Annotated in this window: 12 protein-coding genes; 6 read left to right on the top strand and 6 right to left on the bottom strand. The window is 60.8% G+C overall.

Annotation, left to right across the window (positions count from 1 at the left end; all coding sequences use genetic code 11):
* From A3736_RS15415 to A3736_RS15405, 3 genes are all read right to left on the bottom strand, one after another.
* A partial coding sequence (locus tag A3736_RS15415) for a transposase (RefSeq protein ID WP_369815456.1) occupies nt 1–296 on the bottom strand: 296 nt, incomplete at its 3' end.
* A gap of 84 nt (nt 297–380) precedes the next feature.
* Nucleotides 381–665 carry a hypothetical protein gene (locus A3736_RS15410; RefSeq protein ID WP_067684760.1) on the bottom strand — a complete coding sequence of 95 codons (285 nt, stop codon included), beginning with the start codon at nt 663–665 and terminating at the stop codon, nt 381–383.
* Nucleotides 666–808: 143 nt separating this feature from the next.
* Nucleotides 809–1510 carry an NAD(P)-dependent oxidoreductase gene (locus A3736_RS15405; protein WP_233999444.1) on the bottom strand — a complete coding sequence of 234 codons (702 nt, stop codon included), beginning with the start codon at nt 1508–1510 and terminating at the stop codon, nt 809–811.
* Nucleotides 1511–1794: 284 nt separating this feature from the next.
* On the opposite strand from A3736_RS15405, the gene A3736_RS15400 reads away from it, so the two are divergent.
* Both A3736_RS15400 and A3736_RS15395 read left to right on the top strand, forming a co-directional pair.
* The gene (locus A3736_RS15400; protein ID WP_197465631.1) at nt 1795–2421 is read left to right on the top strand and encodes a cytochrome c oxidase assembly protein; all 627 of its coding nucleotides are present in this window, start codon (nt 1795–1797) and stop codon (nt 2419–2421) included.
* 16 nt (nt 2422–2437) lie between these two features.
* A complete protein-coding gene (locus tag A3736_RS15395) occupies nt 2438–2929 on the top strand; it encodes a CopD family protein (RefSeq protein WP_067684764.1) in 492 nt (163 codons plus the stop codon).
* On the opposite strand, the gene A3736_RS15390 is transcribed toward A3736_RS15395, so the two are convergent.
* Nucleotides 2896–3444 (bottom strand): DUF2231 domain-containing protein, encoded by a 549-nt coding sequence (locus tag A3736_RS15390; RefSeq protein WP_067684754.1) that lies wholly within the window; start codon nt 3442–3444, stop codon nt 2896–2898. The genes A3736_RS15395 and A3736_RS15390 overlap by 34 nt on opposite strands.
* 81 nt (nt 3445–3525) lie before the next feature.
* Between A3736_RS15390 and A3736_RS15385 the strand changes: the two genes are divergently transcribed.
* Nucleotides 3526–4134 carry a cytochrome c oxidase subunit II gene (locus A3736_RS15385; RefSeq protein WP_233999442.1) on the top strand — a complete coding sequence of 203 codons (609 nt, stop codon included), beginning with the start codon at nt 3526–3528 and terminating at the stop codon, nt 4132–4134.
* Nucleotides 4131–6608 (top strand): cytochrome c oxidase subunit I, encoded by a 2478-nt coding sequence (gene ctaD, locus A3736_RS15380; protein ID WP_067684750.1) that lies wholly within the window; start codon nt 4131–4133, stop codon nt 6606–6608. Before A3736_RS15385 ends, ctaD begins: the two co-directional genes overlap by 4 nt.
* 348 nt (nt 6609–6956) lie before the next feature.
* Here ctaD and A3736_RS15370 read toward each other — a convergent pair whose 3' ends face one another.
* Together A3736_RS15370 and A3736_RS15365 are read right to left on the bottom strand one after the other, a co-directional pair.
* On the bottom strand, nt 6957–8270 hold the full coding sequence (locus A3736_RS15370; RefSeq protein ID WP_067684746.1) for a sorbosone dehydrogenase family protein: 1314 nt from the start codon (nt 8268–8270) through the stop codon (nt 6957–6959).
* On the bottom strand, nt 8267–8704 hold the full coding sequence (locus tag A3736_RS15365) for a DUF2231 domain-containing protein (protein WP_067684744.1): 438 nt from the start codon (nt 8702–8704) through the stop codon (nt 8267–8269). Before A3736_RS15365 ends, A3736_RS15370 begins: the two co-directional genes overlap by 4 nt.
* A 650-nt stretch (nt 8705–9354) precedes the next feature.
* On the opposite strand from A3736_RS15365, the gene A3736_RS15360 reads away from it, so the two are divergent.
* Complete coding sequence (locus A3736_RS15360; RefSeq protein ID WP_067684742.1) at nt 9355–9936, top strand: ANTAR domain-containing response regulator; 582 nt, start codon at nt 9355–9357, stop codon at nt 9934–9936.
* A partial coding sequence (locus tag A3736_RS15355) for a CmpA/NrtA family ABC transporter substrate-binding protein (RefSeq protein WP_067684762.1) occupies nt 9933–10763 on the top strand: 831 nt, incomplete at its 3' end. The genes A3736_RS15360 and A3736_RS15355, both read left to right, overlap by 4 nt.

Raw genomic sequence — 10763 nt, 5'->3', positions numbered from 1 at the left:
CTTTTTATGCCGACGGCACAATGATGTGCCCGGACCACGGTGCTATCGATCATGTCGGCGGCTGTGTCGCGCCCCGCCAGTTCCGCCAGCGTCTCCAGCATGGCATCGAACACGCCGGTCGTAACCCATCGTCGATAGCGCCGGAAAACGCTGTTCCACTTGCCATACTCATCCGGCAGGTGACGCCACTGCGCTCCGGTCCGCGCGATCCACATCATGCCTTCGAAATAGGGGCGGTTGTCCTGCGCCGGACGGCAGCCACGACCCCGCTCAGGTGGCAGCAGCGGCCCGATCACTTCCCACTCTTCGTCCGTAACGCCAATCCGCTCGCCCAAGGCTGCCTCCAAAAGCCAGCCTTGAATCAAGGTCCGAGTCCACAGTCAAGCTTTGTCCACGAAACCTAGTAACGTCGCGCGGCCGTCGGCGGTGAGTTCAGCTTGCCGATACGAAGCGCGAACTGGATCATCTCGGCGATCCCTGATCCGAACACTGGCGTTACGCATCATGACAGCCGCCACGCCTTCCTCCAGGCGCTGACGGAAGTGGGCAAGATTGCGGTCGCGACCCACCGGATTGAAGACAACGAGGAACTTCGCAACTCTGGTGCCCACCTCATCCTGCACCGTTATTACGACGCCGCCGACCGCGCGGTCGAGCTGCTTCACTCGGAGGAAGGGGGGTGCCTTGGAGGATTACGAGATCGAGGAGCAGCGGGAGTTCTAACCTCCAAGTGCTGAAGTCTGGGAAAAGATGGTTCCTATCCAGCGGAGACTGCGAAAGATTTCGCATGAAGTGATTTTGGCTCCGTTCACCGGCCGGCGAATTCATCGCCCAGAGCGAGCGGGCTTTCGAACTCTTCCTCTTCGGGCGCACCCACTGCGGGCTTGGCGTGAACGTGCCGATCATGTTGCACGCATTCGACAGGGAAGGCAGCGAGATCTCCTATCCGACAGCGAAACGCTCTGTCGGGCAAAAACTCCTCCTCGACGAGCAAATCGTCGGCGGCGGGCTTGTGCAACAGCCATGCGGGTCGCACGATGGTCCACCTGAGATCTAGGCGCCCCTCCAGGAGGGTCCCCATCTCTCTCATCTGTTCCAGGATATTGTGGAGCGCCGGAACGACGGTGAGCTTGAACCAATTCGGAAGGTTGGGCTGATCGATCACAAAAGCGGCTGAGATCACCGCAATTCGCTTGATCCCAGCGCGCTCCATCCCGCCGAGGATATTGCCAGTTCCTTCTATATAGAGCGGGGGAGGAGACAGCGCGTTGCTCGGCGAGAAGGCGACGCCCAATGCCGAGATCACCGCATCGCACCCTGCCATCGCCTGAGTTATACCGCCCTTCAGGACATCTGCCTTGTGATAGGATACTCCCTCGACCCTAGCAGCTTCGTCAGGCAGAGTCTGGTCGACCGAAACTACCTCCAGCCCAGCACGCAGGGCATGCCTGACTACTTCGCGACCGGTCGCCCCGCTTCCGCCAAACACCGCTATCCGTTTATAACCCAATTTTGATATTCCCACGCCTACATCCATCGGATCAATTGTTGCGTTTCACCGTTTTCAAACCGCATTGCTGGCCGCTATGTTCTGCTGCTGGCAGAAAATGCGGCAACTAAAGGCTGTCGCCAAAGGTCAGGTCATTCGGGGAAAGTTGATTGCAAATGTTTGCCGGCAGTTATTGCGGAAGTCCTCCGGCGCTGGCTGAAATCGCCTCACACTGGAATTTCGATCCACCCCTCGTCGCTATTCTAGCCGTTGCGTGGGTATGGGCTCTGAGGGCAAGAAACCGGATGGCGGCAGTCGGTGTCTCGCTGCTCACGCTGGCATTCGTTTCACCCCTGTGTGCGGCCAGCGTGGCGCTATTCTCGGCCCGTTCGATACATCACCTGCTCTTGATTGCCGCTGCGCTTGCTTTTGCGCTTGCGGCGCGATCGTCTGGCCCCCTGTTCCGAGTACACCTGCCAGTCAGCTTGACTACGCTCGCAATGACGGCAGCGCTGTGGGCGTGGCATGTGCCTGCGCTATACAATGCGGCCCTGGCGAACATGGCGCTGTACTGGGGTATGCAAATCACAATCTTCGCGACGTCATTCGCATTCTGGCTGGCAATCCAGCGGGCTGGCGTGATGGGCGCGGTCGGCGGATTGTTGGGCGGAATGGTACAGATGGGGTGCCTGGGTGCCCTGCTCACCTTCGCCTCGCAGCCATTGTATGTAACCCACGCTCTGTCCGCGCCGTCCTGGGGGCTGACGGGTCTGGCGGACCAGCAATTGGCCGGGCTGGTAATGTGGGTCGGCGGAATGGCGCCGTTCGCCATCGGTGGCTTGTGGATTGCACGCCGCGCCTGGCGGCGGCAGAATGCAACAGGAAATTCGACGAACTCCATCAACGTCTTGCGTGAACTCCAAGCCAAATGACAATGAGCGTTCGTTCGTGATCCTTTCCCTCGTCAAGGCGCTGCATATCGCTGCTCTCGTTGTTTGGTGTGCCGGGCTTCTCGGCCTGCCATTGATGCTCAGTAAGCACGAGATCGGCGAAGGGCAAGCCAGCTACAGCCAACTGCGGTTGCTGACACATCGCGCCTATTCGTATCTGGTTACCCCGGCGGCGATCATCGCCATCTCCGCAGGCACCGTTTTGATCTTTCTCGCAGGCGTGTTCACCCTGTGGATGTTTGTGAAGCTGTTCATGGTCGGTGTGCTGGTCGCGCTCCACGCCTGGGTCGGGCATCTGGTCGTGCTGATGAGTGAACGTCGTGGCCGATTTGAACCGCGCAGCGCTATCCCCACGCTGGTGCCGATCGCGGTCGCGATGGTCACCATACTGTTCCTCGTGCTGGGCAAGCCCGCACTATCCAATTTTGCGCCCGAATGGCTGAACGAGCCACTAGGTCACGAACTCCCGGTGGAAGAAACCCCGATTTGATATTCGAACACGAGCTTGCCCCCGTGCCAGCCGGTGAACCCGGTAAAGGCCACGGCGAAGGCAGAAAACATGATGCCGAAGGGAAGCACCGCCTCTTCGTACCCCAGCAGTCGATAGCCCCAGTTCATTCCGAGAATGGACAGCAGCATCACCGCTATGATGAAGTGCGTCCAGCTTGCCGCGCGTTGGCGGATGCCGGGCACGCTCAGCAATTCGACCGTCCCCGCACCGCCCGCCAGAACGCCGAACAGGAAAGCCATTCCCGCCGCCCAGAGACCGGCGCGGGCCCAGAAGAGATCGCCGGTCCACCAGTAGAAGATATCCGCCCCCAGCACGCAGGTTGTCAGCGCAATAGGGAAAGCGACGAGCATCGCGTGGATGGGATGTCCGGCCAGTGCGATACGCGATTCGAGTCTGTGAAAATCGGGCTGTTGTTCGACCGGATCGACCAAATCTTCGGGATTCGCCTCGACCAGTTCCCTCTCGGCAATATTTTCATGGGCCGTATCTGTCATTGGCGTCATCCTTCGCGAAGCTGGGTTCGCTCAATGGTTATGGTCTTTCTTGCATCCACTCTTGCGGCTTGCGAAGGTGCTTTGTCCACCATCGATCCCGCCGGGCCGTCCGCCGCGCGCGTTGCGGACCTGTGGTGGTGTATGCTCGGTGGCTCGATCCTGCTGGCGACGCTCGTCTTCGCGCTGCTGTTGGTGGGGCTGCTCCGGCGGGGCGTGGCAGATCGGGAAAAACCTGGCAACAAGAGTGTATGGATCGGCTGGCTGGGTCTTGCCATGCCGGTAACCGTGCTGATGGTCCTGCTCGGTTTCGCACTGTGGGTGGGCGAGCGCAATCTGCCAACCGGGCCGGCCGCGGAGACTATCGAGGTTACGGCCTATAATTACGGCTGGGAGTTCTGTTACGAGGATGGGAGCTGTTCGGAAGACGTCTTGCGCATCCCCACCGGGCGACCGGTCGATCTCGATATCAGGGCGACCGATGTGATCCACAGCCTCTGGATTCCGCGACTGGCGGGCAAGATGGATGCGATCCCAGGCCAGGTTAACCGTCTGCGGATCCAGGCGGATGCGTCAGGCACCTATGAAGCAGTCTGTGCAGAATATTGCGGCGTCGGCCATGCAAGCCATCGCTTTGTGGTGGAGGCCTACGAGGCCGAAAACGCGAACAACTTGATGGGGGCGGCACGATGAAGGCGCTTGAACTCCACCGCGACCTGACCCGCATCTGGAAAAACGAGACCGGGTGGCGCGGTGTATTCAGCAGCGTTAGCCACACTGATCTCGGCAAGCGGTTCATCATCACTGCTGCCGTGTTCTTCGGCATCGGCGGCGTGCTCGCCATGTTGATCCGTGCCCAGCTCGCCACTCCGCAAAGCGCCTTCGCAGGGCCGGAAGTCTATGGCCAGATCTTCACGATGCATGGCAGCATCATGATGTTCCTCTTCGCCATCCCCATGCTGGAAGGCCTGGCAATCTACCTGCTACCAAAAATCTTGGGTGCGCGCGATCTCGCCTACCCCCGCCTGACCGCGTTGGGCTGGTGGTGCTACCTCTTCGGAGGAACGATCATGATCCTGGCCCTGCTGGGCGGGGTGGCACCCGACGCGGGGTGGTTCCTCTACCCGCCGCTTTCGGGCCGCGAATTCACCCCGGGCGTAAATTCCGACGTCTGGCTGCTGGGAATTACCTTCGTCGAGATCTCCGCGATATGCGCGGCGATCGAGATCGTGGTTACGATCCTCAAGTTCCGTGCCGCGAACATGTCGCTGACCAGGATGCCGATCATGGCGTGGTATCTGCTGGCGACTGCGGGAATGATGATCTTCGGGTTTCCGCCGCTGATCCTTGGTTCCATCCTGCTGGAATTGGAACGCGCTTTCGGCTGGCCGTTCTTCCAGCCCGAGTTCGGCGGTTCGCCACTTCTGTGGCAGCACCTCTTCTGGCTGTTCGGGCATCCGGAGGTCTACATCATCTTTCTGCCTGCTGCGGGTGCCCTGTCCACCATGATCCCGGTCATGGCGCGCACCCCGCTGATCGGATACGGCGCGATTGTCACCGCGGTGATGGCGCTCGCTTTCCTCAGCTTCGGGTTGTGGGTACATCACATGTTCACCACGGGCATTCCGCACATGGCGCTTGGGTTCTTCTCCGCAGCTTCGGTTCTTGTGGCAATACCCACGGCCGTACAGGTCTTCGCCTGGATCGGGACGATCTGGGCGGGCCGGCCGAAATTCACATTGCCGATGTATTACATTCTCGGCTTCTTCGTGGTTTTCGTGCTCGGCGGACTAACCGGGGTTATGCTGGCGATCGTGCCATTTGACCAGCAAGCCCACGATACTGCTTTCGTGACGGCCCACCTGCATTACGTTTTGGTCGGAGGCTTCGTCTTCCCGATGCTGGCTGCAGCCTACTACTGGATGCCCCATGCCACCGGTCGCACACGCGTGATGAGAGTGGGCATTGCGGCGTTCTGGCTGATTTTTATAGGCTTCAACCTTACCTTCCTGCACATGCACCTGACTGGCCTGCTTGGGATGCCTCGCCGAGTTTACACCTATCCCGTTGAGGCGGGGTGGACCACACTTAACCTGATATCCTCAGTCGGCGGGTTCATGCAGGCATTCGGCTTCGGCCTGTTTGCGATCGACATCGCGCTGCAACATCGGCTCGGAAAGCGCACGCGGCGCGATCCTTGGGAGGCCGAAACGCTGGAATGGGCGATGCCCACTCCGCCCACGCAATACAACTTCGCCAGTCTTCCGACAGTCGACAGCCGCGAACCGCTGACGCAGGATCGCAATCTGGGTGCACGCCTCGCCGGCGGGAAAGGCTTGCTGGCCCGCGCGGTCGATCAGCGACGCGAGACGCTGGCAGTCGATATCGCAAGCGGCGCGCCCGAACACGTTGCCATCCTGCCCGGTCCTAGCCTGATACCCTTGCATACCGCTCTGGTAATCGGAGGTTTCTTCCTGTCGATGCTGCTGAGCCTCTACTGGCTTGCACCGGTGTTCGTTGTCGCCACCGCAGTCATGGTTTGGCGGTGGGCCGCCACGACCGGAACGGTGAACGATGCTGGTCCGGTCAATGCTGGCCAAGGGCTTTGTCTGCCTACCAGTTTTGATGTGCGCGGTAGTGTCGGCTACTGGGGCAGCGTACTGGCCGTTGCAGCAAGTGGGACATTATTCGCCTCGCTGATCTTCGGTTATTTCTTCCTGTGGGTCGTCGCGCCCAATTGGCCGCCGCCGGGAGAATTCGACGCTTATTTCCTTGAACCCGTTCTGGTGACCGCAGGGGCGCTGCTCGCCTCTGGTGGAGCGCGGGCCGGACTGCGCAACTTCAGGCGGGCGAAGCCCGGCGCGGTGTTAGCAGCGTGTGGCTTGGCGCTGGCGATTGCCGGCCTTCTCCTGGGCGCCATTCGTCACCTGCCGGGCCCAGCCGAGCATTCCTTCGCTGCCGTAGCCTGGACATTGACGTGCTATGCCGTCTTCTCCGCTGCAGTTGGCGCCTTGGCGCAGCTGTTCATCAGGGGCCGGATCGCCAGCGGCCACGTTAGCGCCCGGCGTCCCCATGAATGCCGCATCGCAGCCGTGTGGAGCGATTATGGGGCGGGCGTGGCGATTATCGTAGCCTGGCTCCTCGCCCTGTCGGGCGCTGCGCTGTGACAGCTTTGGTCCGCATGGTTTCGGGCCTTGTTCTGTGGGCCGTGGCTTTCAGCACCCTCTACGCCCTTCATGGCCTCGGCTGCTCATCGGGATGGACCGGGTCGGGGACATTCGGCCTGTCCTGGGCAAAGTTGTTGTTGCTTGCCGTCTGGATTTCCCTGATCGGAACTCACTGCATTCTACTGCGGTGGCTTGTGCGACGGAAGGATACGCAGATGGAACGGATTGGCATTGCGATCGGGTGGATCGGCCTGGGTGCTACCGTAGTCACCGGTGCGCCGATCGTGGTGGTTTCCAGCTGCGTTTGACGAGTCTGGGCCTGTGCCACAGTACGAAGTCGTGAGCGACCTACTGTTCTTCCGAAGCGTTAGGCCCGTCTTGTCGTGAAATACGCCAGACCGTGTTTGAGACATCGTCTGCGATCAACAGCGCGCGGCGCGGCTCGTCGAACAGAACGCCCACAGGGCGTCCGCGCGCGTGACCGTCCTTCAGAAATCCGGTGGCCAGATCGACCGGCTCACCTGACGGTCGTCCATTTCTGAACGGTACGAAGACGACCTTGTAGCCTGATGGGTCGCTGCGGTTCCAACTGCCGTGCTGACCCACGAACGCCCCTTCTGCAAAGGGTCCTCCGAGCCCGCCCTCGCTCGAAAAATCCAGACCCAAGGCCGCCACGTGCGAGCCCAGCGCATAGTCCGGCACGATCGCCTGCGCGACAAGATCCGGTCGCTGGGGGCGAATTCGCGGATCGATGTTCTGACCGAAGTAGCTGTAAGGCCAGCCGTAAAAGGCGCCTTCCCGCACGGAGGTCAGGTAGTCGGGCACCAGTTGAGGGCCAAGTTCGTCGCGTTCATTGACCACTGCCCACAGTTGCTCGGTCCAGGGATTGAAGGAAAGGGCGGTGGGATTTCGGAGACCGGATGCAAAGATTCGGCTCGCGCCCGTTTCGCGGTCGATTTCCCAGACCACGGCACGGTCTTCCTCCACGTCCATGCCACGTTCGCCGACATTGCTGTTGGAGCCGATGCCGACATACAGCATCGAGCCATCGGGACTGGCTGTCATGGCCTTGGTCCAGTGATGGTTGATAACGGCGGGCAGCTTGGTCAGTTCGGTACCCGGTCCTTCGATGCTCGTCGCGCCGTCCGTATATTCAAAGCTGACCAGATTGTCCTGGTTGGCCACATAAAGCGTACCGTCGACGAAGGCCAAGCCATACGGGGCGTCGAGGCCGTCGATGAAGGTGGTTTGCAGATCGGTCTGTCCATCTCCATCCTCATCGCGCAGCAAGGTAATTCGGTCGCCTCCCTCAACGGAGCTTTTGCCACGGCTCTTGATCAATCCGGCGATAACATCCTTGGGCCGGACGGCAGGGGCATTCCCTCCGGAGCCTTCTGCGACCAGAATGTCCCCGTTAGGCAATAGCAGCATCTGCCGCGGAATTTTCAGATCCTCGGCGATGGCGGTTATGGTGAAGCCTTCGGGAACCGTCGGCAGCTCGCCGTCCCACCCTGCAGGCGTGGGGATTTCCATTGCCGGCAACAGGGTATCGCGTTGCTCCGGAAGATCAGGTTGGGCTCCGGTCTGGTCAAGATCCGGATCGCTTTGCGACTGACAGGCAGCGAGCGTAAATACGGAAGCGAGAACGGCGACCCGGTTCATGTGCGGTCTCCCCTGATATTCGCATCTCCGTAGGCTATGAAAGCCGCGAAGAAGGCGAGAAGGGTACAAAGGATCGACAAGACCAGTCCCAATGTCCCGACCGAATGCCAGCCATCGCGCGCGTGCTGAAATGCGTTGAGAACTCCCGCAAGGAACATCACCGCGACGACAACGAGATAGACAATCCCGCGGCGCCTCATATGTCTCGCTCGCCCGAAAAAAAGGCTCAAGACGGCCCATGCCAGCACGATACCGGCGAACAGATCAGCGCCGGCAATCAACCACGATGAGAAGTTGGTCCATTGAATGACTGCAGTGTTGAGGTAGGTAATGTCGGTGACAAGGGCCGCGGGGTAAAGCGCGACAGGAAAGGCCAGAAGGATTGCGTGAAGCGGGCTGCTAAAGGATCTTGAGTGCGGGAGGGTCTGATCCATCTGATTTCGGTCCTCTGCCTGCCAGGGTTACCTTGATGCTAACCCCTCACCTTGCCAAAAGTGCCGAAATTACTGAGGCACGACTACGCATGCGACTTGGCGCAGTGGGCCGCTGGTAACCGCCTAGGCGTTGACCCTCATCGCTGCGGTTCAGGATAACTTACGGCGCGAAGCCATTGTTGTCCCTTGGTACGAAACAACTGGGGAAAGCGGCAAATGGCATAATGGCGAGGCGAGAAGACTCCGGGAACCTTTAAACTCGGATTGCCGAGGGCAAACCGCGTCCGCCTCAAGAAATAACGGCCACCTGTAAGCATGGTCCGTTTATACGCCTAGTTGTCATAAATAGAACTCGCACCAATGGCAGCTCGTGGGTGACGATGCGAACAGATTGAATGCCCGGGTTTGGGGCGCTTTTCTGACCGACAGCTCACACTGGTAGCGGTCTGGCGGCTTGTGGGCCGATTGCGGCAGTCCGCTTTGGGTCGATGCGAAGCGGAGAGCTGCCATTCGCCCAGGCGCTAGTTCATGGGAAGCGAGAGCACGCCAATGGCGGAAAAAGCTTCGGACAACACGCACGCTGCCACGTACAATCGTTTCTTTCCGCGATGCGGCTTGCCTAACGCGATGCTGCGCTGCACAATCACCCGATGCGGATCGCGGTGATCGATGAGAGCCGGGCACGGGCCACGATAATCGAGGAGGGCCTGCGCGCCTTCGAAGGTTCGGAAATCTTCGTCCTTTCCGAACGCAAGGCGCTGCTGTCTCGCATTGCCGAAATCGAGCCGGACATCGTGCTGATGGATCTGGGCAACCCCGCGCGCGATGTGCTGGAGGAATATTTCGCCGTCAGCCGTGCACTAGCCCGGCCCATTGCCATATTCGTCGATGAAAGCGATGACGAGGCGATCGCCGCGTCGATCGATGCAGGCGTCTCGGCCTATGTCGTCGACGGGCTTTCCGCGCCGCGCATCCGCCCCTTGCTGGATTTGGCCGTCAAACGGTTCCATGCCTTCGCCCGTCTCGAAGAGGAGTTGGCCGAGGCGCGCGGGCGATTGCACGAACGCGACCAGGTCGACCAGGCCAAGCGCATTCTGATGGCCGAAAGGCGATGGACCGAACCCGAAGCCTATGCGGAATTACGGCGCAAGGCGATGGATTCGAACAAGCGGATCGCGGCCATCGCGGAGGCTGTGGTGACAGCACACGAGCTTATGAAAGGGGATCGATGAGCGAAAAACTGACCATTGGATTCCTGCCGCTCGTCGATGCCTGCCTGCCCATTCTGGCGCGGGAACTGGGGTTTGCGGAGGAGGAGGGGCTGGACCTCGACCTCACGCGCGATGTTACATGGGCGACCGTGCTCGACCGGCTGCTTTACGGTCATACGGATGCGGCGCATATGCTTGCGCCGCTGGCCATCGCGACGACCATGGGCATCGGACGACCGCCACAGCCGCTCGCCGCGCCATTCGTGCTTGGTCTCAATGGCAATGCGATCACCTTGCGGACCGAACTGGCGGATGCGGTCTGTCCCGATCCGGTCCTCGGCGATCCTGCCGCTGTCGGCGCGGCGCTGGCGAAGCACGCGCAAATGGCGGCTGCAAATGGTCGCAAGTTGCGGTTCGGCGTAGTGCATCGCCATTCCTCTCACAATTACATGCTGCGTTACTGGCTGTCCGCCTGCGGCATCCGCCCGGATGTCGATATCGAGATCGTCACCGTGGCCCCGCCGTTCACCGCGGATGCGTTGGAATCGGGCGAGATCGACGGATCCTGCGTCGGGGAGCCGTGGAACTCGGTCGCCGTGGATCGCGGCGCGGGGCGGATCGTGCTGGCGACCGCGCAAATCTGGCGGCGGGGCGTGGAAAAGGTTCTCGCGGTCAAGGAAGCGCGCCTTGCGGAACGCGCGGAGGCGGTGGAGGGGCTGATTCGCGCCATGCGGCAGGCGGGCAAATGGTTCGTCGATCCCGCGAACCGGTGCAGCGCAGCCGCCATTCTCGCCCGCCCGGAATATCTGGATGGTTCGGCCCAGGTGATCGGTCGGGCCATCGCGGAT

The sequence above is a fragment of the Erythrobacter sp. HI0063 genome (assembly GCF_001635685.1).
Classification (GTDB): Bacteria; Pseudomonadota; Alphaproteobacteria; order Sphingomonadales; family Sphingomonadaceae; genus Qipengyuania.
The sequence above is the reverse complement of the archived record's forward strand: the minus strand, read 5'-3'. Positions and strand labels throughout refer to the sequence as shown.

Excerpts from the sequence above, each read along its gene's own strand:
- A3736_RS15365 (WP_067684744.1), bottom strand. The coding sequence starts at position 8,704 with ATGGATCAGACCCTCCCGCACTCAAGATCCTTTAGCAGCCCGCTTCAC.
- ctaD (WP_067684750.1), top strand. The coding sequence starts at position 4,131 with ATGAAGGCGCTTGAACTCCACCGCGACCTGACCCGCATCTGGAAAAAC.
- A3736_RS15400 (WP_197465631.1), top strand. The coding sequence starts at position 1,795 with ATGGCGGCAGTCGGTGTCTCGCTGCTCACGCTGGCATTCGTTTCACCC.
- A3736_RS15370 (WP_067684746.1), bottom strand. The coding sequence starts at position 8,270 with ATGAACCGGGTCGCCGTTCTCGCTTCCGTATTTACGCTCGCTGCCTGT.
- A3736_RS15360 (WP_067684742.1), top strand. The coding sequence starts at position 9,355 with ATGCGGATCGCGGTGATCGATGAGAGCCGGGCACGGGCCACGATAATC.
- A3736_RS15390 (WP_067684754.1), bottom strand. The coding sequence starts at position 3,444 with ATGACAGATACGGCCCATGAAAATATTGCCGAGAGGGAACTGGTCGAG.